The 21,969-nt window shown below is 72.0% G+C and carries 23 protein-coding genes; 11 read left to right on the top strand and 12 right to left on the bottom strand.

What is annotated here, in order from left to right:
- Positions 1–498 precede the first annotated feature (498 nt).
- The 5 genes from ccsB to ACQ393_RS16820 are packed head-to-tail and all read right to left on the bottom strand — an operon-like array spanning position 499 to position 5,454.
- Positions 499–1,551 carry a c-type cytochrome biogenesis protein CcsB gene (gene ccsB, locus ACQ393_RS16840; protein ID WP_430648019.1) on the bottom strand — a complete coding sequence of 351 codons (1,053 nt, stop codon included), beginning with the start codon at positions 1,549–1,551 and terminating at the stop codon, positions 499–501.
- Between the two features lie 51 nt (positions 1,552–1,602).
- On the bottom strand, positions 1,603–3,426 hold the full coding sequence (resB, locus tag ACQ393_RS16835; protein WP_430648015.1) for a cytochrome c biogenesis protein ResB: 1,824 nt from the start codon (positions 3,424–3,426) through the stop codon (positions 1,603–1,605).
- Positions 3,404–4,156: a cytochrome c biogenesis CcdA family protein gene (locus ACQ393_RS16830; RefSeq protein ID WP_430648014.1), complete on the bottom strand. Its 753-nt coding sequence runs from the start codon at positions 4,154–4,156 to the stop codon at positions 3,404–3,406. The genes resB and ACQ393_RS16830 overlap by 23 nt, the downstream gene beginning before the upstream one ends.
- A 15-nt stretch (positions 4,157–4,171) precedes the next feature.
- The gene (locus ACQ393_RS16825; protein WP_430648013.1) at positions 4,172–4,759 is read right to left on the bottom strand and encodes a TlpA family protein disulfide reductase; all 588 of its coding nucleotides are present in this window, start codon (positions 4,757–4,759) and stop codon (positions 4,172–4,174) included.
- Between the two features lie 50 nt (positions 4,760–4,809).
- Entirely contained in the window at positions 4,810–5,454 is a 645-nt protein-coding gene (locus tag ACQ393_RS16820) for a histidine phosphatase family protein (RefSeq protein WP_430648012.1), read from the bottom strand.
- Positions 5,455–5,618: 164 nt separating this feature from the next.
- On the opposite strand from ACQ393_RS16820, the gene aspS reads away from it, so the two are divergent.
- Together aspS and ACQ393_RS16810 are read left to right on the top strand one after the other, a co-directional pair.
- A complete protein-coding gene (gene aspS / locus ACQ393_RS16815) occupies positions 5,619–6,962 on the top strand; it encodes an aspartate--tRNA(Asn) ligase (protein WP_430648011.1) in 1,344 nt (447 codons plus the stop codon).
- 55 nt (positions 6,963–7,017) lie between these two features.
- A complete protein-coding gene (locus ACQ393_RS16810) occupies positions 7,018–8,268 on the top strand; it encodes a cation:proton antiporter (protein WP_430648010.1) in 1,251 nt (416 codons plus the stop codon).
- Between the two features lies 1 nt (position 8,269).
- On the opposite strand, the gene ACQ393_RS16805 is transcribed toward ACQ393_RS16810, so the two are convergent.
- The 3 genes from ACQ393_RS16805 to ACQ393_RS16795 form a co-directional block, all read right to left on the bottom strand.
- Positions 8,270–9,892: an FAD-dependent oxidoreductase gene (locus tag ACQ393_RS16805; protein WP_430648009.1), complete on the bottom strand. Its 1,623-nt coding sequence runs from the start codon at positions 9,890–9,892 to the stop codon at positions 8,270–8,272.
- A gap of 81 nt (positions 9,893–9,973) precedes the next feature.
- Entirely contained in the window at positions 9,974–10,255 is a 282-nt protein-coding gene (locus tag ACQ393_RS16800) for a glutaredoxin family protein (protein WP_430648008.1), read from the bottom strand.
- 79 nt (positions 10,256–10,334) lie between these two features.
- Positions 10,335–10,433, bottom strand: coding sequence for a 30S ribosomal protein bS22 (locus ACQ393_RS16795; RefSeq protein WP_003792170.1), 99 nt, complete (start codon positions 10,431–10,433; stop codon positions 10,335–10,337).
- Between the two features lie 138 nt (positions 10,434–10,571).
- On the opposite strand from ACQ393_RS16795, the gene ACQ393_RS16790 reads away from it, so the two are divergent.
- Positions 10,572–11,081: a GNAT family N-acetyltransferase gene (locus ACQ393_RS16790; RefSeq protein WP_430648006.1), complete on the top strand. Its 510-nt coding sequence runs from the start codon at positions 10,572–10,574 to the stop codon at positions 11,079–11,081.
- A 23-nt stretch (positions 11,082–11,104) separates the two neighbouring features.
- On the opposite strand, the gene ACQ393_RS16785 is transcribed toward ACQ393_RS16790, so the two are convergent.
- Positions 11,105–11,542, bottom strand: coding sequence for an ArsR/SmtB family transcription factor (locus ACQ393_RS16785; protein WP_430648005.1), 438 nt, complete (start codon positions 11,540–11,542; stop codon positions 11,105–11,107).
- A 70-nt stretch (positions 11,543–11,612) separates the two neighbouring features.
- Here ACQ393_RS16785 and ACQ393_RS16780 point away from each other — a divergent pair, with 70 nt between their 5' ends.
- Together ACQ393_RS16780 and ACQ393_RS16775 are read left to right on the top strand one after the other, a co-directional pair.
- Entirely contained in the window at positions 11,613–13,058 is a 1,446-nt protein-coding gene (locus ACQ393_RS16780; protein ID WP_430648004.1) for a TrkH family potassium uptake protein, read from the top strand.
- The gene (locus ACQ393_RS16775; protein WP_430648003.1) at positions 13,051–13,719 is read left to right on the top strand and encodes a potassium channel family protein; all 669 of its coding nucleotides are present in this window, start codon (positions 13,051–13,053) and stop codon (positions 13,717–13,719) included. Before ACQ393_RS16780 ends, ACQ393_RS16775 begins: the two co-directional genes overlap by 8 nt.
- Positions 13,720–13,754: 35 nt before the next feature.
- Here ACQ393_RS16775 and ACQ393_RS16770 read toward each other — a convergent pair whose 3' ends face one another.
- Positions 13,755–14,153: a hypothetical protein gene (locus tag ACQ393_RS16770; RefSeq protein ID WP_430648002.1), complete on the bottom strand. Its 399-nt coding sequence runs from the start codon at positions 14,151–14,153 to the stop codon at positions 13,755–13,757.
- 110 nt (positions 14,154–14,263) lie between these two features.
- Between ACQ393_RS16770 and ACQ393_RS16765 the strand changes: the two genes are divergently transcribed.
- From ACQ393_RS16765 to rlmC, 3 genes are all read left to right on the top strand, one after another.
- Positions 14,264–15,196: an ATP-binding cassette domain-containing protein gene (locus ACQ393_RS16765; RefSeq protein ID WP_430648001.1), complete on the top strand. Its 933-nt coding sequence runs from the start codon at positions 14,264–14,266 to the stop codon at positions 15,194–15,196.
- Positions 15,193–16,824 (top strand): ABC transporter permease, encoded by a 1,632-nt coding sequence (locus ACQ393_RS16760; protein WP_430648000.1) that lies wholly within the window; start codon positions 15,193–15,195, stop codon positions 16,822–16,824. The genes ACQ393_RS16765 and ACQ393_RS16760 overlap by 4 nt, the downstream gene beginning before the upstream one ends.
- A 67-nt stretch (positions 16,825–16,891) precedes the next feature.
- The gene (gene rlmC, locus ACQ393_RS16755) at positions 16,892–18,022 is read left to right on the top strand and encodes a 23S rRNA (uracil(747)-C(5))-methyltransferase RlmC (RefSeq protein ID WP_430647999.1); all 1,131 of its coding nucleotides are present in this window, start codon (positions 16,892–16,894) and stop codon (positions 18,020–18,022) included.
- A 4-nt stretch (positions 18,023–18,026) separates the two neighbouring features.
- On the opposite strand, the gene proC is transcribed toward rlmC, so the two are convergent.
- Entirely contained in the window at positions 18,027–18,872 is an 846-nt protein-coding gene (proC, locus tag ACQ393_RS16750) for a pyrroline-5-carboxylate reductase (RefSeq protein ID WP_430647998.1), read from the bottom strand.
- Between the two features lie 23 nt (positions 18,873–18,895).
- On the opposite strand from proC, the gene ACQ393_RS16745 reads away from it, so the two are divergent.
- Positions 18,896–19,858 (top strand): cation diffusion facilitator family transporter, encoded by a 963-nt coding sequence (locus ACQ393_RS16745; protein WP_430647997.1) that lies wholly within the window; start codon positions 18,896–18,898, stop codon positions 19,856–19,858.
- Positions 19,855–20,604, top strand: coding sequence for a glutamine amidotransferase-related protein (locus ACQ393_RS16740; RefSeq protein ID WP_430647996.1), 750 nt, complete (start codon positions 19,855–19,857; stop codon positions 20,602–20,604). Before ACQ393_RS16745 ends, ACQ393_RS16740 begins: the two co-directional genes overlap by 4 nt.
- 35 nt (positions 20,605–20,639) lie before the next feature.
- On the opposite strand, the gene tadA is transcribed toward ACQ393_RS16740, so the two are convergent.
- Positions 20,640–21,119 carry a tRNA adenosine(34) deaminase TadA gene (gene tadA / locus ACQ393_RS16735; RefSeq protein ID WP_430647995.1) on the bottom strand — a complete coding sequence of 160 codons (480 nt, stop codon included), beginning with the start codon at positions 21,117–21,119 and terminating at the stop codon, positions 20,640–20,642.
- A gap of 49 nt (positions 21,120–21,168) precedes the next feature.
- On the opposite strand from tadA, the gene upp reads away from it, so the two are divergent.
- Positions 21,169–21,801 (top strand): uracil phosphoribosyltransferase, encoded by a 633-nt coding sequence (upp, locus tag ACQ393_RS16730; protein WP_430647994.1) that lies wholly within the window; start codon positions 21,169–21,171, stop codon positions 21,799–21,801.
- Positions 21,802–21,969 lie beyond the last annotated feature (168 nt).

Raw genomic sequence — 21,969 nt, 5'->3', positions numbered from 1 at the left:
CAGGAGAACACGGGGTTCAAAAAATTGGCATTGAACATAGTGCACGCTGTTGAGTTCTCAAGGAACGGACGCACCCGACAGACCAACCCGAAACCGAGCCAGCCCCACCAGGGCAACTTCCCTACTGTACCACCACCGCCTTCCGAGACGCTGGGCGTTCTGGTGGTGATCGGTGTTCCCAGGCTTGAAGCAACCGAGTCGCACGAGGCGCCTACGAGGCTGTTTGGCTGGGATTCGCTGCCTGCCCCGTTCGCTTCTCGCTCCCGGCTGCCGTGGCAACGAAGAAGAATCTACGTGCCGCCGAACCCCCGGGCAAATCGGGCCTGCATCCCGGGCGTGTCGCGCGTCTCAGGGCGGTCCGACGCCCGCTCAGCGCGCGGCGGGTCGGCAGGCGGCCCGCGGCATCCGCTCAGCTGCCGATGGAGCCCGGGAACGACCGAGGGCCCCCGCGGCCGAAGCCGGCGGGAGCCCTCGAGGTCGTCGCGACGGGTGCGCGGGTCACAGCCCCGAGTACGCGTGCAGGCCCTTGAAGAAGAGGTTCACGACGGTGAAGTTGAAGAGGACGGCCGAGAAGCCGATGATCGCGAGCCAGGCCGAGCGCGAGCCGCGCCATCCGCGCGTCGCACGAGCGTGGATGTATCCGGCGTAGACCACCCAGATGATGAAGGTCCAGACCTCCTTGGTGTCCCAGCCCCAATAGCGGCCCCAGGCCTTCTCGGCCCAGATGGCACCCGCCATGAGCGTGAAGGTCCAGAGGATGAAGCCCACGATGTTCACGCGATACGCGAGGTTCTCGAGCGCCGTCGAGTCGGGCAGGGTCGCGAGGAAGGACTTCTTCAGCGAGTCGGCGGTGGCGGCGACCGCCTCACGGCGCGACTGCATGAGCTGCACGACCGACAGCGCGAACCCGAGGGCGAAGAACCCGACGGCCGAGGTCGCGACGAACACGTGGATCACGAGCCAGACCGACTGGAGCGCAGGCGGCAGCGGCACCACGCTCACGTAGAAGTTCACCGTCGCGACCCCGAGCAGCACGAGCACCAGCCCGGTCACGAACGTGCCGAGGAACCGCAGGTCGGTCTTCGCGATGAGCAGCACCAGCAGGAAGACCGAGGTGATGACGAGCGTGCCCGTGAGCGCGAACTCGTACATGTTCGCCCACGGCACGCGGCCCGCGGCGAAGCCGCGCAGCACGGTCGCGGCGAGGTGCAGCGCCCAGGCGATCACGGTCATCGCGACGGCGACGCGCAGCGACGGCGAGCGGCCGTAGTCGACGGATGGCGCGGCGCCCGCGCCGTTCCGTCCGGCGCGCCCGACCGCTCCCCTGCCGACGCGCGGCGGTGCCGCGGTGGTGCCGCCGGCGGAGCCGGCGGCGGCGGGAGCCGGCGCGGACGCACCGTGCAGCACGGGCTCGCGCACGGACGCGGCGTCAGCGGCGGCGGCGTTCTCCGGGACCGCCGCGGCCGCGGCATCCGTCGCCTGCGCCGACGCGGCCGAACGACGGGCCAGGTCGATCGCGTACGCGATGAACGCGATCGCGTACACGGCCATCGCCGAGTACACGGCGATGATGGAGATCTCGTCGAGCGTCACTGTTCCACCTTACGTCGAAGGATTCTCGGGTCTGCGCGGGTCATCAGGCGCAGCGGCGGCCGGGCCGGCGTGACGGTCGGCGAACTCCTCGACCGCGCGCTCGAGCCCGGGGTCGTCGCCGCGCGCGAGGCCCGCGTACTCGAGCACGACCCGTCCGTCCGGCCGCGTCACCGCCTTCACCCACATGCGGCGGCGCGGCACGAAGAGCGAGAGCAGCAGGCCGCCGAGGATCAGCAGCGCGAACACGAGCACCCAGATCTGCGAGGGGTCGTGGTGCACGTCGAACGAGGCGAAGCGCGGCACGCTCTGGGAGAAGTCGTCGCCGGCGGCATCCGGCGACGCCGTCTCGAACTCGACGGTGCCGAGCCCGTTCGGCAGCTCCGTCGACTCGCCGGGCATGAGCTCGACCGAGTCGACGCCCGTCTGCCCGCCCGTGAGCTGCTCCATGCCGCTCGTGTCGAGCTGGTACACCGAGCGGGGCGTGCCGTCGTCGATGCCGAGGTCGCCCGAGTAGACGTTCAGCGTCAGCACCGGGTAGACGAGGTCGGGATAGGTCGACGTGTACGCGCCCGTCGAGAGCGTCGACTGCGTCGGGTAGAAGAAGCCGACCATCCCGATCTGCTCGTCGAGGCCGTCCGGCACCTTGATGACGCCGATCGAGGTGAGGTTCGCGTCCTGCGGGAGGAACGGGACCGAGTCGGTGAAGACGACCTCGCCGTCGGGATCGCGCACCGTGATGGTCGGCGCGTAGCCGTTGCCGAGCAGGTACACGTCGGTGCCGTACTCGTAGAGCGGCTCGTTCACCTTCACGTCGCGATCGGACGATCCGTCGGGCCCGTCGATCGTGACGTGCGCCGTGAAGTCGATGGGCTGGCCGAGCGCGTCGGCGTTCTCGGTCTCGTAGACGGCATCGAGCTCGTCGAGCGTCAGGCGGTACGGCGTGAGCCGGCCGTCGTCGAAGAAGCGACCGGGGTTGAACGAGTCGTAGGCCGCCAGCGTGTTCACGAACGACTGGCCCTCGACGATGACGCGCTGGCCGTTGAAGCCGAACCCGCCGCCGATCGCGACCGCGACGAGCACGCCGAGGAGTGCGGTGTGGAAGACCAGGTTGCCCGTCTCGCGGAGGTAGCCGCGCTCGGCCGAGACCGAGGGCGTGCCGCGCTGGTCGTAGCGCTCGACGCGGTAGCCGGCCTTCCTGAGGTCGGCGGCCGCGCCGGCGATCGCGGCCTCGGCGGCCGCGTCGGCATCCGCGTGCGCGTCGGCGTCGGCGTCGCGTTCGAGCTCGCGCTCCGTGTACGCCGACAGCCGCGCCAGCCGCACGGGCGTCCTCGGCGGGCGGGCGCGGAGCGCCTCGAGGTGGTGCTTCGTCCGCGGGATGATGCAGCCGATGAGCGAGACGAACAGCAGCAGGTAGATCGCCGAGAACCAGACCGACGTGTAGACGTCGAACATCTGGAACGAGTCGAGCACCGGCGCGAGGTCGGGGTTGTCGGCGAAGTACTGCACGACGCCGTTCGGGTCGCTGGAGCGCTGCGGCACGAGCGAGCCGGGCACGGCGGCGATGGCGAGCAGCAGCAACAGCAACAGCGCGGTGCGCATGCTCGTGAGCTGGCGCCACGCGAAGCGAAGCCATTCGAGCGGGCCGAGCTTCGGTGCGGTGACGGATGACTCCGGGCCGGGCGACCCCGCGGCGGACGCGCCGCCGACGCCCTCCGTGCCGGCCGTTCCCGCCGTGCCGTCGTCGTAGTCGGCCGGGCGCAACGGGTCGACGCCCGTGTCGCGCGCAGACGCGGCATCCGCTCGCTCAGCCTCAGATCGCCGGGACGAAACCACTGATCACCGCCTGCAACTCGTACATCCAGATGGTCCAGAGGCCCGACACCATGAGCAGGCCGATGACGACGAGCAGGCCGCCGCCGATGAGGTTCACGGCGCGGATGTGCCGCCGCACGAACGCGAGCGCGTTCGCCGCCCAGCCGAAGCCGAGGGCGACGAGCACGAACGGGATGCCGAGGCCGATGCAGTACGCGAGCCCGAGCAGCGCGCCGCGACCGGCCGAGGCCGAGTCGGCGCTCAGCGCGAGCACGACCGCGAGCGTCGGGCCGATGCACGGCGTCCAGCCGAGGCCGAACACGATGCCGAGCAGCGGCGCGCCCGCGAGCCCGGTGGCCGGCCGCCACGACGGCTTGAACGTGCGCTGCAGGAACGTGAACTGCCCGATGAAGACCAGTCCCATGACGATGAGGACCACGCCGAGCACGCGGATGATGAGGTCGGACCAGCGCGCGAGCCACGCCCCGAGCACGCCGAACGCGGTCGTGAAGATGAGGAACACGAGCGTGAAGCCCGCGATGAAGAGGAGCACGCCGACGAGCAGCCGACGTCGCGCCCGGCGCTGCTCGTCGGCCTCGGCGCTCGCGTCGGCGAACCCCCCGAGGTAGCCGAGGTAGCCGGGGACGAGGGGCAGCACGCACGGCGACAGGAACGACACGAGCCCCGCGGCGAGCGCGATGGGCAGCGCAGCGAGCAGCTGCCCGCTGAAGACGATCTCCCCGAGGTCCATGTCGTGCCCGCGCCGCTACGCCGTCGCGGCCTCGTCGACGAGGTCGCCGACGATGGTCTCGAGGATCGACGCGTCCTTCAGCTGCCCGAGGATGCGCGCCGCCACCCGGCCCTCGGCGTCGAGCACGAGCGTCGTCGGCACGGCCGCCGGCGGCACGTCGCCTGCGAACGCGTACTGCACGGCGCCGTCGTTCGCGTCGACGATCGACGGGTAGGTGATGCCGAAGCTCTCCTCGAAGGATGCCGCGGTCGCGGCCTGGTCGCGGACGTTCACACCGACGAACGCGGCCCCGTTCCCGTCGAACTCCTCGAACACCTGCTGGAGCATGGGCGCCTCGGCCCGGCACGGTGCGCAGCCGGCGTACCAGAAGTTGACGACCGTCACCTCGCCGAGCAGGTCGGCCGAGTCGATCGCGTCGCCCTCGATGCTCGTGCCCGCGAACTCGACGGGCTCGCCGCGCTGGTCGGCCGGGAACTCCGAGATCGTGCCGTCGCCGGCGATGTAGCCCTTGCCGCTCCCCTCGCGGTACTGCTCGGCGAGCGGGTCGCTCGAGCAGCCGGCCAGCGCGACGACGGATGCCACGGCGAGCGCGGCGGCGAGCATCCCGCGCCTCGGCGATCGAGGAGCACGCGAAGCGCGCGCATCGAGATCCATCACACCGCCCCCACGTCCGTGGCCTGCGACTGGAGCCCGGCGGCCGGGTCGCGGTATCCCACCTCGACGAAGCGGCGGCCGCGACGCTCGAACGTCGTGATGCTCGAGAGCGCGCAGCGGCGGCGGCGCGGGTCGTGCGCGAGCGACTTCCCGGCGACGCGCCGGTGCACCATCCAGATCGGCAGCTGGTGGCTGACCATCACGACGTCGCCGTCGTCGACGGAATCGGCGGCCTGCGTCATCGCCTCGAGCATGCGGTCGGCGATCGAGCGGAACGGCTCGCCCCAGCTCGGCTCCCATGGGTTGACCAGGAAGGCCCAGTTGCGCACGTCGCGGAGCGCGGAGTCGCGACCCGACATCCGCTTGCCCTCGAACCGGTTGGTCGGCTCGATGATGCGGTCGTCGATCGTCGGCTCGAGGTGGAAGGCCTTCGCGATCGGCTCGGCGGACTGCTGCGTGCGCTGCAGGGGCGACGAGACGAGGGATGCCACGGGTCGCTTGCGGGCGACGAGGTCGACCGCCGCTGCCTCCGCCATCGCGCGGCCGAGGTCGCTCAACCCGAATCCGGGGAGACGGCCGTAGAGCACGCCCTGCGGGTTGAAGACCTCGCCGTGGCGCACGAGATGGATCTGCTCGGCCGGCACGCCCTCCAGTCTACGAAGCGGTTCCCTCGGAATCCGCCGAGCGCCGCCTGCGGTGGTCGAGTAGCACCGAAGACGCGTTTCGAGAACACGCGCGGTCTCGATACGCCGCTGCGCGGCTACTCGACCGCCGGAGGCGGAATCCGCGGCCGGTAGGATGGCCTGTCGTGAACACGCGCACCCTCGTCAAGCAGCTCGCCGCCCTTCCCGACGGCCCGGTCACCGTCGCCGGCTGGGTCGAGACGGTCCGCGATCAGAAGAAGGTGCAGTTCATCATCCTGCGCGACGAGTCGGGCGCGGTGCAGCTCGTGAACCCGGCCGTGCGCGAGCTCGACCCCGAGGGCGTCAGCGTCGGGGCGGCCGAGGCGTTCGCGCTCACCGAGCAGATCTCGGCGCTCGGCCACGGCACGTTCATCACCGTCACCGGACAGCTGAAGCACGACGAGCGCGTCAAGCTCGGCGGCCTCGAGGTGAAGATCGAGTCGCTCGACGTCGTGACCGAGGCCGAGGAGACGCCGATCGCGGCCGACTCGAGCCTCGACAAGCGCATGGACTGGCGCTTCCTCGACCTCCGCCACCCGAAGCAGAACCTCATCTTCCGCGTGCAGACGACCTTCCTGCATGCGCTCCGCACCTACTGGGTGGAGCGGGACTGGGTCGAGATCCAGACCCCGAAGCTCATGGCGTCGGCATCCGAGTCGCGCGCCGAGCTGTTCGAACTCGGCTACTTCGAGGGCAAGGCGTACCTCGCGCAGAGCCCCCAGTTCTTCAAGCAGATGGCACAGCCGGCGGGTCTCGGCCGCGTGTTCGAGGTCGGCCCGGCGTTCCGCGCCGACCCCTCGTTCACGTCGCGCCACGCGACCGAGTTCACGTCGATCGACGCCGAGATGAGCTGGGTCGACTCGCACGAGGACGTCATGCGGATGCACGAGGAGCTCCTCGTCGCGGGCTTCACGGCCGTCGTCGCCAAGCACGGCGACGAGATCCGCGAGCTCTTCGGCGTCGAGGTGACGGTGCCGACCACGCCGTTCCCGCGCATCCCGCTCGCCGAGGCGAAGGAGATCGTCGCCTCGCGCGGCTACGTCGTGCCGCGTGCCGACGCCGACATGGACCCCGAGGGCGAGCGCCAGATCTCCGCGTACGTGAAGGAGGAGTACGGCCACGACTTCGTGTTCCTCACGGACTACGCGTCGAGCATCCGGCCGTTCTACCACATGCGCCGCGAGGGCGACCCGAGCATCACGAACTCGTACGACCTCATCTACAACGGCGTCGAGATCTCGACGGGCGCGCAGCGCGAGCACCGCATCGACGTGCTCGTCGAGCAGGCGAAGGAGAAGGGTCTCGACCCCGAGGAGCTCGGGTTCTACCTCGACTTCTTCCGCTACGGCGTGCCGCCGCACGGCGGGTTCGGCATGGGCCTCGCGCGCCTGCTGATGCTCATGCTCGACGAGCACTCGATCCGCGAGACGACGTACCTGTTCCGCGGCCCGACGCGCCTGCTGCCGTAGGTCTCGAACCGCGCGCTGCTCGACCACCGGGGTCCGACGCGGCAGACTCCTCGGTGTGGATGCCCTGCTGCTGTCGTTCGCCCTCGTGCTGCTCGCCGCGATCCTCATCTCGGGGTTGGCGCACCGGACGGTGCTCTCGACGACGGTGCTGTTCCTCGTCGCGGGGTTCTTCCTCGGCAGCGGCATGCTCGACGTCATCGTGCTCGAGCCGACCGACCCCACGGTCACGACCGTGTCGTCGCTCGCCCTGTTCGTCGTGCTCTTCACCGACGGGCAGGAGGTCGCGCTCCAGCAGTTGCGCGCGGCCTGGCGGCTGCCCGGCCGGGCGCTGCTGCTGGGCATGCCGATCACGTTCGTCATCACGACCCTGCTCGGCGTGTGGCTGCTCGGCTTCACCTGGCTCGAGGCGGCGCTCGTCGCCGCGGTGCTGGCCCCGACCGACCCGGTCTTCGCGAGCGCGATCGTCGGCCGCGGCGAGATCCCGCACCGCGTGCGGCACCTGCTCGGCGTCGAGTCGGGCCTGAACGACGGCCTGGCGCTGCCCGTGGTGCTGATCCTCATCGCGACGGTCGGCGGGCCCGAGGTCGAGCCGCTCGTCCTCGCCGAGGAGCTCGCGCTGGGCATCGCGGTGGGCATCGTCGTCCCGCTCGTGGTCGCGTGGCTCGTACGCCGCAGGGTCTTCTCGCGCACGCCGCTGTACGCGTCGCTCACGCCGGTCGCCGTCGCGCTCATCGTGCTCGGCACCTGCACGGTCACGCACGCGAACCTCTACCTCGCCGCCTACGCCGCCGGCATGACGATCGCGACCGCGGCGCCCGAGATGCGCGACGCGTTCGCCGAGTTCGGCGGGCAGTTCTCCGAGCTCATGAAGCTCCTCGCCATCCTGATGTTCGGCGCCCTCATCTCCCCCGAGCTGCTCGCGTCGGTTCCGTGGACGGCGTACCTGTTCGGCGTGCTGCTCATGGTGTTCGCGCGGCCCGCCGCGGTGGAACTGTCGCTCATCGGCAGCGGCCTGCCGTGGGAGGAGCGCGCGACCGCCGCCTGGTTCGGGCCGAAGGGGTTCGCCTCGGTGCTCTACGGTCTCCTCGTGCTGCAGAGCGGCGCGCCCGAGGCCGACCTCATGTTCCACGTCGTGGTCGTCGCGATCGTCCTGTCGATCGTCGCGCACTCCTCGACCGACGTGCCGATCGCGGGGTGGTTCGCGCGCCGCGAGGCCGCGGAACGCGAGACGCGCGCGACGTGGCTGGGCACCCCCGAGGTCGGCCGCCGCGGCGGGATCCACCGGCCCGACGCGTCGGACGACTGAGTCAGTCCAGGCGCGCCAGGTCGGAGACGGCCGGACCCTCGATGCGTCGACCGCGATGGTCGAACCGGGAGGCGTGCAACGGGCAGTCCCAGGTCGCCTCGGCGTCGTTCCAGTTCAGGATGCCGCCGAGGTGCGGGCAGACCGCCGAGACCGCGCAGGTCTCGCCCCCGACGGTCGACACGCCGGTCGGACGCAGCCCGCGCCGCATCACGACGCCGACGCCCTCGGGCGGCGTGGCCGCGTCGGGCACGACGGAACCGGGGAGGGCGCCGGCCGACGCGCCCGCGCCCACCGTGGCGGCGGGAACGCCCGCGACCGCCGCGGCCGCCGGCGCGGCCGAACGCGCCGCCGCGCCATCCGGCACGCGCGCACCCGGCTCGGGCGCGCGCAGCGCGCCGACCCAGCCCTGAACGGCGGCCGCACCGACGCGGGCGCCCTCCACCGCACCGCGGACGAGATCGGCCGGCACCGTCATCCGGCTGCCGATGATGCGGGCCCAGTCGGGCCGCCGCGCGCCGAGGATCTCGTGCGCGATGCGGATGCCCGCCGCCGTGCCGTTCGTGAGGCCCCACTTCGCGTAGCCGGTCGCGAACCAGACCCGTCCGCGGCCGCGCGGCATCCGCCCGACGAAGGGCACCGTGTTGTGCGACTCGTAGTCCTGCGCGGCCCACACCTCCGGCGCGTCGAGATCGGGCCACCACGCGCGCGCCCAGCCGACGAGCTCGGCGCGGAGCACGTCGGTGGCGTCCTCGCGGCCCGTCCGGTGGTCGCCGCCGCCGACGATGAGGTGGCTCCCGTCGGCATGCCGGTGCGTCCGGATGCTGCGCGACGGGTCGTCGACGGACAGGTAGAGCCCGTCGGGCCCGTCCTGCCCGCCCGCCGGGAGGTCGAACGCGGCGAGCATCGAGCGGAACCCGCTCGTCTTCGCCCAGTACAGCCCGCGGTCGAGCATGGGCGCGCCGGTCGCGATCACGACCTGGTTCGCCGTGAACTCGCCGGCGCTCGTCCGCACGACCACGGGATCGGAGGCGCGCACGCCGAGCGCGCGCACGCCGGACACCAGCCGCCCGCCCGCCGCCTCCACGAGCGCCGCCAGTCCGCGCATGAGCTCCGGCGGGTGCAGCGCGAGCTGCCCGTCGAGCGCCACGGCCCCGGCGAACGGAAACGGCACATCCTCGTCCGGCTCCGCCGGCCGTCGCACGGGGAGCCCGGCCTCGCGGGCCGCATCCGCCTCGGCCGCCACGGAAACGAGCCCGTCGGCCGTCTGGGCGTAGCTGTACGCCGTCGTCGTCCGGAACGGGACATCCGCGCGCTCGCATGCGCGGCGCAGCCACTGCTGCCCCGCGCGGTTCGCGTCGACGTAGGCGCGCACGAGGCGCGCGGGATGGTTCCGCCGGATCGTCGAGAGCCGTGCGCCCTGCAGGAGGCTCGCCTTGCCGGTGTTCCGGCCGCTCGCGAGCGCGCCGGGCACGTCCTGCTCGATGACGGTCACCGACCGACCGGCGTCGAGCAGCATGATCGCGGTCGACAGGCCGGTGATCCCGGCCCCGACCACGACCACGTCGGCGTGCGGGTCGAGATCGGTCGGGAGTGCGGCGCGGCGCGCGTGCGAGTCCGTCGTCATCCGCCCAGTCAACGCGGGTCGACCCCGATCGGCACCCCCTTGAACGATCGGATGCCGCAGGCTAACAGGGCGGGGGCCGGCTCAGCCGCGCGCCAGCAGCGCCGTCTTCAGGCGCACCGGATCGAGCCGCCAGTAGCCGTGCACCTCGTCGTCGATGAGCAGCACGGGGATCTCCTCGGCGTAGCGGGCGCGCAGCGCCTCGTCGTCGAGGATCGAGCGCTCCTCGAGCGTCGTCCGCGGCGAGCCGGGCGTCGCGGCGAGCTCCTCGCGCACGCACGTCACGACCTCGCGCGCGTCGTCGCACAGGTGGCATCCGGGCTTGCCGATGAGGGTGAGGCGGATGTCGCGGAGCGTCGGGTTCACCCCGTCAGGATACGTCCGCGGAGGACAGCGAAAAGCGCCAGGCCGGAGGCCTGACGCTCATGCCGTGGTCGCGGAGCGACTACTTCTTGTTGCGACGCTGGTGGCGAGTCTTGCGAAGCAGCTTGCGGTGCTTCTTCTTCGCCATGCGCTTGCGACGCTTCTTGATGACGGAACCCACGAAAACCTCACAAAGATCCGGGTCGGCCGCGTGTGCCGCAGCCGTGGGCGGAAACGCCCCGCGGTAGTCTAGCCCATTCGGCCGCGGGGCGCGGCCCGCCCGATCGGCGGCCCCGCGACATCCGCTAGCTTTCAGGTCATGACCCGACCCGAGCTCGTGATCCGGACCACCCGCGAGGACGACTGGCGCGACGTGCGCGACCTCCGCCTCGAGATGCTCCGGGACACCCCGATCGCGTTCGGCGACACGTTCGACCGCGCGAGCGGATACGACGAGGCCGAGTGGCGCGTCCGCGCGAAGCGCGGCGAGTCCGCGGTGCAGACCGTGATCGTCGCGATCGAGGGCGACCGCTGGGTGGGCACCATGGGCTGCTACGTGCCGGATGCCGCGACCGGCCCGCTGCTCGTCGGGGTCTACGTCACGCCCGACCGCCGGGGCGGCGGCAACGCGGTGGCCGACGCCCTGCTCGCTGAGATCGAGCGGTGGGCGAGCGCGCGCGCCGACACCCTCCGGCTCGAGGTGCACGAGGACAACCCCCGGGCGCGGCGGTACTACGAGCGCCGAGGCTTCACCTACACGGGGCACAGCCGGCCGTACGAACTCGAGGCCGGCGGGCTCGAGCTCGAGATGGTCAAGCGCCTGCGCTGACCCGGGCCGTGCGCCGGCCTCGCCTAGCGACGGCGCTTCGCGCCGACGACGGCGGTGACCTGGTGCGCGGTCTCGGCGAACCGCTTGCCGAGCGCCGAGGCGAACGCGCGCTGGTCGTCGTTGAGCCCCTCGCCCCCCGCGTCGGCGCCGGCGAGCGTGGCCGCGTCGGCAGCGGCATCCGTCGTCACGAAGGGGATGAGCCAGTCCTCGAGCCGCTCCAGCGGCGCGCGGTCGAGGTGGTAGTACCGGTGCTGGCCCTCCTCGCGGACGCCGACGAGTCCGGACTCGCGCAGGACCTTCAGGTGCTTCGACACGGTCGGCTGGCTCACGCCGAGCGCCGTGACGATCTCGCCGACGCTGATCTCGCCGCCCGAGTCGGGCTGCGACGTCTCGCGGTCGAGGAGCACCCCGAGGATGTCGCGTCGGGTCGGATCCGCCACCACGTCGAAGATGTCCGCCATGGTGCAAGGGTAGCCAGTCGCGCCGGGGGCTGGGAGTACCATGACTCACGCGTCGAGCGGAGGAGGGCTGATGGCCTCGCACACCGTGGGTCGTCGGGGCTCGTCCCGTCGCTCATGGATCGGTGGCGTTCGCGACGCCTTCGACACCCTCGTCAAGAGTTCCCCCTCGCGGTTCGCGATCCTCGTGTTCGCGACCCTCATCCTCATCACCACGGCCCTGCTCTCGCTGCCGCTCGCGCGTGCGGGGGCGGGCACCGGCGGCACCCCGCTCCACGACGCGTTCTTCACCGCCGTCTCCACGATCTGCGTGACCGGCCTCACCACGGTCGACATGGCCACGCACTGGTCGCCGTTCGGCAACACGATCATCTTCATCGGCATGAACGTCGGCGGCATGGGCGTGCTCACGCTCGCGTCGATCCTCGGCCTCGTGGTCTCGCGGCGGCTCGGCCTCCGCGCGAAGCTCATGGCCGCGAGCGACACCAACCCGTCCCGCGTGCACGCCGGACCGGTGTCCGAGCGCCAGGCGGTGCGGCTCGGCGAGGTGGGCGGCCTGCTGGTCACCGTCGCGGTGAGCACGCTCGCGATCGAGGCCGCGGTCATGCTCGGCATGATGCCGAGCATGCTCGCCAAGGGGTACGACTTCGGCCTGAGCCTCTGGTACTCGGCCTACTACGCCGTGAGCGCGTTCACGAACACGGGCTTCAACCCGAATCCCATGGGGCCCGTCGAGTTCTTCGACGACTACTGGTTCCAGTCGCTCATGATGCTGGCCGTGTTCCTCGGCAGCCTCGGCTTCCCGGTCATCTTCACGCTCCTGCGCACCTGGCGCTCCCCGCGCCGCTGGAGCGTGCACGTGAAGCTCACGCTCACCACCACGATCGTGCTCTGGATCGCCGGCGCCGTCACCTTCCTCGTGCTCGAGTACAACAACCCGAAGACCTACGGCTCGTTCGGCTTCGTGAAGACCTTCTACGAGGCGTTCTTCATGTCGACGATGACGAGGTCGGGCGGCTTCGCCACGATCGACATGGCCGACCTCTACGGGTCGAGCCTGCTCGTGACCGACATGCTCATGTTCGTCGGCGGCGGCTCCGCGTCGACCGCCGGCGGCATCAAGGTGACGACGCTCGCGGTGCTGTTCCTCGCCGCCTACGCGGAGGCGCGCGGCGCGCCCGCGATGGAGGCCTTCGGCCGGCGCATCCCCCGCGACATCCTGCGCCTGGCCGTCAGCGTCGTGCTCTGGGGCGCGACGATCGTGGCGGTCTCGACCGTCATCATCACGCAGATCACCAAGTCGGCGCTCGACTTCGTGCTCTTCGACGTGATCTCGGCGTTCGCCACCTGCGGGCTCTCGACCGGGCTGACCGAATCGCTCCCGCCCGAGGGCAAGTACGTCATGGCACTGACCATGTTCATGGGCCGTGTCGGCACGGTCACGCTCGCTGCCGCGCTCGCGGCGGCGCAGAAGCGCCAGTTGTTCAGACGACCGGAAGAGAGGCCCATCGTTGGTTGATCGCATCAAGCACGACGCTCCAGTGCTCGTCATCGGACTCGGCCGGTTCGGAGCGGCCACCGCCGGCCAGCTCGACCGCCTCGGCCGCGAGGTCCTCGCGGTCGACGCCGACGAGGGCCTCGTGCAGAAGTGGGCCGAGCGCGTCACGCACGCCGTCGTCGCCGACGCCAAGTCGCTCGACGCCCTCAAGCAGATCGGCGCGCAGGAGTTCTCGATCGCGGTCTGCGCCGTCGGCTCCTCGGTCGAGGCATCCGTGCTCATCACCGCGAACCTCGTCGACCTGAAGATCCCGCAGATCTGGGCGAAGGCGATCTCGAGCTCGCACGGCAAGATCCTCGAGCGCATCGGCGCGAACCACGTCATCTACCCCGAGCGGGAGGCCGGCGAGCGCACGGCGCACCTCGTGTCGGGGCGCATGCTCGACTTCATCGAGTTCGACGACGACTTCGCCCTCGTGAAGATGTACCCGCCGAAGCCGATCCGCGGCAAGAACCTCACCGAATCCGGCGTCCGGTCGCGGCACAACGTCACCGTGGTCGGCGTGAAGAGCCCGGGCAAGCCGTTCACGTACGCGACCGAGAAGACGGTGGTGTCGAACCACGACCTGATCATCGTCTCCGGCACCGAGTCCGACATCGAGAAGTTCGCGGCGCTCGAATAGCGGAAGCCGCGGGGCGCGAGCCGCGCCATCCGTGCTCAGGCGACGACGCCCGCGACGGTCGACGCGACGGTCGCGACGATGCCGAGCCCGACGAGGATCACCGCGAGCGTGCCGAGCACGCGGGGGACGTGCGAGCTCGCCTCGAACCGCAGCCGATCAGGGTTGCGTCGGCGCACCCACGCCAGCGGCTCGCCGTCCTCCGAATCGGGCTTGGGCTCCTCCCCCGGTTCGAGCGGCCGCTCGTGGAACTCGCCGCCCGCGAACCAGCGCACCACGGTCTCGTCGTCGCGCTCGACGATCGCGACCTCCGTGGCATCCCATGCCCCGTCGGCCATGCGCGCGAAGGCGAAGGCGAGCAGCAGCACGCCCCCCGCGGACAGCGCGACCCACGCGATCACCTCGCCGGCGAGGGCGACGATGTCGAGCGGCTCCATGCCGCTGAGCGTACCCGCGATCTCGGGTCGTCCGGCGCCGGCACCGCGCGCCGCGGTGCGGGTCGCCCGGCTCTGGTGCTGCGCCTCCCGGCGCGCGTACGATCGCGCCCATGACCACCGTCATCGACATCCGCGGGCTCGAGAAGCGCTTCGGCCGGACCGTCGCCCTCGACGGGCTCGACCTCGAGGTCGCGGCCGGCGAGATCCACGGGTTCCTCGGCCCCAACGGGGCGGGCAAGTCCACCACGATCCGCATCCTGCTCGGGCTCGCCCGCGCGAGCGGAGGCGACGCCCGCCTCTTCGATCGCGACCCGTGGCGGGATGCCGCCGAGCTGCACCGACGCGTCGCGTACGTGCCCGGCGACGTCAGCCTCTGGCCGAACCTCTCGGGCGGCGAGGCGATCGACCTGCTGTCTCGGTTGCGCGGCGGGACCGCCGACCGGACCGCGTACGCCGAGCGGAAGGCGCGGCTCGTCGAGGCGTTCCAGCTCGACCCGCGCAAGAAGGGCCGCGCGTACTCCAAGGGCAACCGCCAGAAGGTCGCGCTGGTCGCCGCCTTCGCCACGCCCGCCGAGCTGTACATCATGGACGAGCCGACGAGCGGACTCGACCCGCTCATGGAACAGGTCTTCAACCGCGAGGTCGCACGGGTCGCCGCCGAGGGCGCGACGGTGCTGCTCTCGAGCCACATCCTCTCGGAGGTCGAGGCCCTCTGCGATCGGGTGAGCATCATCCGCGCCGGGCGGCGCGTCGAGGCGGGCACGCTCGCGGAGCTCCGCCATCTCACCCGATCGTCGGTCGCGTTCGTCCACGTGCCGGGCCAGGAGGCGGCCGTCGCCGCGCTCGACGGCGCGCACGACGTGGTCGTGGACGCCGGTCGCGTCCGCTTCACGGCCGACAGCGACCGGGTCGCCGCGCTCCTGCCCGAGCTCGGCCGGCTGGGCGTGCAGGGCCTGACGGTCGCGCCGCCGTCGCTCGAGGAGCTGTTCCTCCGCCACTACGGGGACGACCCCGCGCTCGCGAGCGCGGCGGCATCCGCATGAGCCCCGCCCGCCTGCTCGTCGTGCTGGTCGCGCACCGGGCGCGGCGCGACCGGTTCCAACTGGCGCTCTGGATCGCCGGCACGGCCGGCCTCGCGCTCATGGCGACCACCGCGGTCGGCAGCACCTTCGGCGACGTCGCGGAGCGCGAGTCGATCCTCCGCCTGACGATCCTCGCGCCGGCGATCCTCATCTTCCGCGGCACCCCGAACGGCGCGGGCGAGGGCGAGTTCGCGGTGTTCCTGATCCTGACGTTCCTCGCGCTGATGGCCGGGCTCATGAGCACGTTCCTCGCGGTCCGGCACACGCGCGCCGACGAGGAGCAGGGTCGCGCCGAACTCGTCGCCGCGACGCCCGCCGCGCGCGCGCTGCCGACCGTCGCGACGGTCGTCCACGGCGTGCTGGCGAACCTCGTGCTCGCGATCGCCGTGACCCTGGCGTTCATGGCGAGCGGGCTGGATGCCGCGGGCTCGGCGGTCACGGGCCTCGCCGTCGGGGCGACCGGCGTGGCCTTCCTCGGGGTCGGACTCGTCGCGGCGCAGCTGTTCCGCACCTCGCGCAGCGCCAACGCGCTCTCCGTCGCCCTGGTGCTCGGGGCGTACCTGGTGCGCGGTCTCGGCGATGCGCTCGGCGAGGCATCCGAGGACGGCCTCACCCGGACCGCCGCCTGGCCGAGCCTGCTCTCGCCGATCGGCTGGGCGCAGCGCACGGAGCCGTTCGACGCGAACGACCCGGCGCCGCTGCTGCTGTCCCTCGGGCTCGCCACGGTGCTCATCGCGCTGGTCTTCGTGTTCCAGTCCGTGCGCGACAGCGGGGCGAGCGTCCTGCCCGGCCGGGCGGGCCGTGCGGCCGCCGGTCCGCTGCTCGGCGGCCAGGTCGGCCTGGCGTGGCGGCTGAACGCCGGCGCCGTGGCCTCATGGGCCGTCGGGGCGGTCGTCGCCGGTGCCCTCGCCACGACCCTCACGCCCCTGATCGGGGAGATCGGTTCGGACGCGCCCGCGATCGCGGACACGCTGCGCCAGGTCGCCGGCGACGACGCGTCGCTCGAGGAGGCCTTCACCGTGACCTTCTTCTCGATGGTCGGCATCCTCGCCGCCGCCGCCGCGCTGCAGTCCGTCATGCGCGCCCGACTGGAAGAGGCGCACGGCACGGCCGAGCCCGTGCTCGCGGCGCCCGTGCCGCGGCGCGGCTGGCTCGCCGGGTACGCGCTGGTCGGGACGCTCGCGATCCTCGTGGTCCTCGTGCTGGCCGCCGGCGGGGCGCTGCTCGGCTCGCTCGCCGCGGACGACCCCGCCGCCGCGGCCGCCGACTCGCTCCAGTCGGCACTCGCGCAGGCACCCGCGGCGCTCGTGTTCCTCGGCCTCGCGCTGCTCGTCTTCGTCCTCGCGCCCCGGCTCACGATCCCGGTCGCATGGGCACTGCTCGCGGCCGGGGCCTTCTTCGGCATCTTCGGCGAGCTCCTCGGCCTGCCGGACTGGCTGCACGGCCTCTCCCCGTTCTCGCACTCGCCGCTCCCGGTCGGCGGCGAGGTCGACTGGACCGGCGGGTTGTGGATGCTCGGCATCGCGGCGGCGACGATCGGGCTCGCGGTCGCGGCGATGGGTCGCCGCGAGCTCACGACCGACGGCTGAGGCCCGGCGGGGACCAGCGGGCCGGAGCCGCGGCACCCGCCCCGCGGCATCCGCGTAGCCTTGTCTGGTGGACTGCGCGTACTTCGACGCGGGGCGCTGCCGGTCGTGCGCGCTCATGGGCCGCCCCTACCCGTCGCAGCTCGACGACAAGCAGGCGCACGCCGAGGAGCTCCTCGCACCGTTCGACGTGCCGGAGTGGCTGCCGCCCGTCGCCTCCGGAGAGCGCGACTACCGCAACAAGGCGAAGATGGTCGTCGGCGGCACGGTGGACGCGCCGACGATCGGGATCCTCGACGGCGACGGCCACGGCGTCGACCTGCAGGCGTGCGGCATCTGCTCGCCCGGGCACCGGGCGGCGTTCCCGGTGCTCGCGCGGTTCATCACCCTCGCCCGGATCACCCCGTACGACGTCGCCGCCCGGCGCGGCGAGCTCAAGCACCTCATCGTGACCGAGTCGCCGGACGGCGAGCTCATGGTGCGGTTCGTGCTGCGGTCGACCGAGCCGCTCGGACGGATGCGCAAGCACCTGCCGACGCTCCTCGCGGAGCTGCCGCAGGCCCGCGTCGTCACGGCCAACCTGCTGCCCGAGCACAAGGCGGTGCTGGAGGGGTCCGACGAGGTCGTGCTCACCGCCGCCGGCACGCTGCCGATGCGGCTCAACGACGTCACGATGCACCTGCGGCCGCAGAGCTTCTTCCAGACGAACACCGCGATCGCCGAGGCGCTGTACGCGGAGGCGCGCGAGTGGATCGGCGACCTGGCGCCTGAGGACGCCTGGGACCTGTACTCGGGCGTCGGCGGGTTCGCGCTGCACCTCGCGGGCGCCGCGGGTCGGACCGAGGTCACGGGCATCGAGACGAGCGTCGAGGCGGTCGCGAGCGCCGAGCTGAGCCGAACGGATGCCGCGCTCTCGCGCGTGCGCTTCGCCGCCGGCGACGCCACCGAGTTCGCGCTCGCCGCGACATCCGCCCCCGACCTCGTCGTGGTCAACCCGCCCCGGCGCGGCATCGGCGCCGAGCTCGCCGGCTGGCTCGAGCGGTCGGACGCCGCACACGTCCTCTATTCGTCGTGCAACGTCGCGTCGCTCGCGAAGGACCTCGCCGCGATGCCGTCGCTGCGCCCGGTGAAGGCGCGCGTGTTCGACATGTTCCCGCAGACCACGCACTTCGAGGTCATGGTCCTCCTCGAGCGGCGCTAGCGCGTCAGCCGGCGGCGAGTTCGCGGGCGCGGGCGAGGGCGGCGTCAGTCGCGCGGGCGAACAGGTCGGGCAGGTCGGCGTCCTGGAGGACCGCGACGGCGCGCTCGGTCGTGCCCTTCGGGCTCGTGACGCGTCGGCGCAGCTCGGCCGGGTCGTCGTCGGATGCCGCGAGCAGCTCGCTCGCGCCGCGGAACGTGCCCCGCACCATCACGGCGGCCTGCTCGGGCGTGAAGCCCTTGGCGACGGCGGCCCGCTCGAGCGCCTCGATGAGGAGGAACACGTACGCGGGCCCGGAGCCCGAGACCGTCGAGAGGGCATCGAGCTGCGACTCGGGCACGACCAGCACCTCGCCGACGGTCTCGAAGAGCGACTGGACGAGCGCGAGGTCGGTCACGCTCGACCGCGTGCCCGCCGAGACGCCCGTCACGGCCCGACCGACGACCGCAGGCGTGTTCGGCATCGTCCGCACGACCGACACGTGCGCGGGGAGGTGCGCCTCGAAGGTCGCGACGGTCACGCCTGCGGCGACGCTCACCACGACGGCGTCCGGCTCGAGCGCGTCGGCGATCTCGTCGAGCAGGTCGGGCACCATGGCCGGCTTCACGGCGACGACCACGAGCTTCGCGCCGGCGACCGCGCGGCGATTCGCCGCGGCATCCGTCTCGGTCGCGTGCGCGGTCACGCGCGGCTCGGCATCGAACTCGGCCGCACGCGCCGCACTGCGGTTCGTGGCCGTGATGCCCGCCACCCGCACGCCGGGCTGCAGCAGTCCCGCGAGGACCGCGCGAGCCATCGATCCGGCGCCGAGGAAGGCGATCGCGGGCAGGTCAACGGGTTGCGAAGGGGCCATGGGGGCCATCCTAGGATTGGCGCATGAGCGCATCCGGCGGCACGAAGGCGATCCTGGCGGCATTCCTCGCGAACACGGGCATCGCCGTGACGAAGTTCATCGCGTGGTTCTTCTCGGGATCGGCATCGATGCTCGCGGAGGCCGTGCACTCCGTGGCCGACGCCGGCAACCAGCTGCTGCTCTTCTTCGGCGGCCGCCAGGCCAAGCGCGAGGCCGACCGCGAGCATCCGTTCGGCTACGGCCGCGAGCGGTACGTCTACGCGTTCGTCGTGTCCATCATCCTGTTCTCGGTCGGCGGCGTGTTCTCGATCTACGAGGGCGTCGAGAAGATCCAGCACCCGCACGAGCTCGAGGTGCCGTGGCTGCCGATCGTCGTCCTCGTCATCGCGATCATCCTCGAGTCGTTCTCGCTGCGGACCGCGGTGAAGGAGTCGAACCTGGTGCGCGGCAAGCAGACGTGGGTGCAGTTCGTCCGCCGGGCGAAGGCGCCCGAGCTGCCCGTCGTGCTGCTCGAGGATGTCGCGGCGCTCCTCGGCCTCGTGTTCGCGCTCTTCGGCGTCGGCCTGACGATCGTCACGGGCAACACCCTGTTCGACGCGATCGGCACGCTCATGATCGGCACGCTCCTCATCGTCGTGGCGATCATCCTCGGCATCGAGACGAAGAGCCTCCTCGTCGGCGAGGGCGCCAACGAGGCCGACGTGAAGAAGATCGAACAGGCGATCGTGGCCGGTCCCGAGGCCGAGCGCATCATCCACATGAAGACCCTGTACCTCGGCCCCGACGAGCTGCTCGTCGCGGCCAAGCTCGGCTTCCACGGCGGCGAGACGCTCGCCGAGGTCTCGACCGCGATCAACGTCATCGAGGAGCGCGTGCGGCACGCCGTCCCCGCGGCCCGCGTCATCTACGTCGAGCCCGACATCTACGTCGACCCCAACCTCGCCGCGCCGCCGACCGACGCCATCGTCATCAAGGGCCTCGAATGACGGATGCCGCCGGCGCCGCCGGCCGACCCGTCGCGCTGGTCCTCCGCCACGACTCCACCATCGGGCTCGGCAACCTCGGCCCGACGCTCGAGGCGCACGGCTACGAGATCCGGTTCCTCGACGCCCCGTCGGAGGACGTCACCGCGATCGACCCCCTGGCGCCCGACCTCGTCGTGGTGCTCGGCGGCGACGAGGGCGTCTACCAGGCCGACCGCTACCCGTACCTCGCCGACGAGATCGACCTGCTGCGCGCCCGCATCGCCGCCGAGGCGCCGATCTTCGGCGTCTGCCTGGGCGCCCAACTGCTCGCGGCGGCGCTCGGCGCCGACGTCTACCGCGGACCGCGGAAGGAGGTCGGCTGGCTCGGCGTCGAGCTCACCGACGCGGGCGAGGCGTCGCCCGTCCGGCACGCAGCGGGGGTGCGCTTCGTCCAGTGGCACGGCGACACGTTCGACCTGCCCGACGACGTCGAGCGGCTCGCCGGATCGCCGCAGTACGCCAACCAGGCGTTCCGGCGGGGCGACTGGCTGCTCGCGGTGCAGTTCCATCCCGAGGTGACGCCGGAGATCCATGCCGACTGGCTCGCCGCGTGGGGCGACGAGCTGCCGGAGTACGGGCTCACGGTCGACCGCATGCGCGAGCTGCAGGCGGCCTGCGGGCCGGCCGCCGAGGCGGCGTCGGCCGCGATCCTCGGCGACTTCGTCGGGGGCATCGCGCGTCGGGGCGAGCTGCCGCGGGCGAGCTGACCCCGAGGCCCGCGCGCTGGGCCGGGGCCCCCAGTTCAGGCCGGGCCGGGGCGGCGCAGCGGGTCCTCGAAGAAGTCGCGCAGCAGGCGCGCCGCGGCATCGGCCTCGACCCCCGCGTACACCTCGACCCGGTGGTTCAGGCGCCGGTCGCGCAGCACGTCGTAGACGGAACCGGCGGCTCCGGCCTTCTCGTCCCACGCGCCGAACACGACGGTCGGCACGCGCGCGGCGAGGATCGCCCCGGCGCACATCACGCACGGCTCGAGCGTGACGACGAGCGTGCAGTCGGTGAGGTGTCGGTCGCCGGTCACCCGGGCCGCCTCGCGGATGGCGAGGAGTTCCGCGTGCGCGGTCGGATCCTCGTGCAGCTCCCGCTCGTTGCGCCCGGTCGCCACGAGCTCGCCGTCGCGGACCACGACGGCGCCGACGGGCACGTCGCCCGTGACGAGCGCGGCGGATGCCTCGGCGAGGGCCAGCCGCATCCAGTCGACGTGCTCAGGGCGCTGCACCGGCATCCGTTCGCCCCTTCTCATCGGCGGAACCCCCGCAACTAGACTCGAGCCTATGCGAGTCCACGTTGCCGACCACCCGCTCGTCACCCACAAGCTCACGGTGCTCCGCGACGAGACGACGCCGTCCCCGGTGTTCCGCTCGCTCGTCGAGGAGCTGATGACGCTCCTCGCCTACGAGGGCACGCGGGAGGTGCGCGTGGAGCCGGTCGACATCGTGACGCCGGTGGCCCCGACGACGGGGGTGCGCATCGCCGACCCGAAGCCGCTCATCGTGCCCATCCTGCGGGCCGGGCTCGGCATGCTCGAGGGCATGGTCAAGCTGCTGCCGTCGGCCGAGGTCGGGTTCCTCGGCATGGCGCGGAACGAGGAGACGCTCGAACCGACGACGTACGCCGAGCGCCTGCCCGACGACCTCTCGGGGCGGCAGTGCTTCGTGCTCGACCCGATGCTCGCAACCGGCGGCTCGCTGATCGCGGCGATCGACTTCCTCCTGAAGCGCGGAGCGACGGATGTCACGGCCATCTGCATCCTCGCGGCGCCCGAGGGTTTGGAGGCCGTCGAGCAGGCCATGGCGGGCCGCGACGTCACGGTCGTGCTCGGCGCGGTCGACGAGCGACTCAACGAGCACGGGTACATCGTGCCCGGCCTGGGCGACGCCGGCGATCGCCTCTACGGCACGGTCTGACCCGCTCTTCGGGCGCCCGCGTCATGGCATGGCGTCGGCGACCGATTCGTGTTACGAACCCCTCACCTCGCAGGATCTGCATTGTGAGACACGCCGGTGCGCGATCGATCTGGCAAGATTCGAGGAATTCGCTTCGAATCGAAGGATCTTTCGCAGCTCGTGAGGTCG

Source organism: Agromyces sp. GXS1127, assembly GCF_050565425.1.
Lineage (GTDB): Bacteria > Actinomycetota > Actinomycetes > Actinomycetales > Microbacteriaceae > Agromyces.
The sequence above is the reverse complement of the archived record's forward strand: the minus strand, read 5'-3'. Positions and strand labels throughout refer to the sequence as shown.

Excerpts from the sequence above, each read along its gene's own strand:
- ccsB (WP_430648019.1), bottom strand. The coding sequence starts at position 1,551 with ATGGCCGTGTACGCGATCGCGTTCATCGCGTACGCGATCGACCTGGCC.
- ACQ393_RS16830 (WP_430648014.1), bottom strand. The coding sequence starts at position 4,156 with ATGGACCTCGGGGAGATCGTCTTCAGCGGGCAGCTGCTCGCTGCGCTG.
- ACQ393_RS16825 (WP_430648013.1), bottom strand. The coding sequence starts at position 4,759 with ATGCTCGCCGCCGCGCTCGCCGTGGCATCCGTCGTCGCGCTGGCCGGC.
- ACQ393_RS16805 (WP_430648009.1), bottom strand. The coding sequence starts at position 9,892 with ATGACGACGGACTCGCACGCGCGCCGCGCCGCACTCCCGACCGATCTC.
- ACQ393_RS16790 (WP_430648006.1), top strand. The coding sequence starts at position 10,572 with ATGACCCGACCCGAGCTCGTGATCCGGACCACCCGCGAGGACGACTGG.
- ACQ393_RS16785 (WP_430648005.1), bottom strand. The coding sequence starts at position 11,542 with ATGGCGGACATCTTCGACGTGGTGGCGGATCCGACCCGACGCGACATC.
- ACQ393_RS16780 (WP_430648004.1), top strand. The coding sequence starts at position 11,613 with ATGGCCTCGCACACCGTGGGTCGTCGGGGCTCGTCCCGTCGCTCATGG.
- ACQ393_RS16770 (WP_430648002.1), bottom strand. The coding sequence starts at position 14,153 with ATGGAGCCGCTCGACATCGTCGCCCTCGCCGGCGAGGTGATCGCGTGG.
- ACQ393_RS16765 (WP_430648001.1), top strand. The coding sequence starts at position 14,264 with ATGACCACCGTCATCGACATCCGCGGGCTCGAGAAGCGCTTCGGCCGG.
- ACQ393_RS16760 (WP_430648000.1), top strand. The coding sequence starts at position 15,193 with ATGAGCCCCGCCCGCCTGCTCGTCGTGCTGGTCGCGCACCGGGCGCGG.
- proC (WP_430647998.1), bottom strand. The coding sequence starts at position 18,872 with ATGGCCCCTTCGCAACCCGTTGACCTGCCCGCGATCGCCTTCCTCGGC.
- ACQ393_RS16745 (WP_430647997.1), top strand. The coding sequence starts at position 18,896 with ATGAGCGCATCCGGCGGCACGAAGGCGATCCTGGCGGCATTCCTCGCG.
- ACQ393_RS16740 (WP_430647996.1), top strand. The coding sequence starts at position 19,855 with ATGACGGATGCCGCCGGCGCCGCCGGCCGACCCGTCGCGCTGGTCCTC.
- tadA (WP_430647995.1), bottom strand. The coding sequence starts at position 21,119 with ATGCCGGTGCAGCGCCCTGAGCACGTCGACTGGATGCGGCTGGCCCTC.
- upp (WP_430647994.1), top strand. The coding sequence starts at position 21,169 with ATGCGAGTCCACGTTGCCGACCACCCGCTCGTCACCCACAAGCTCACG.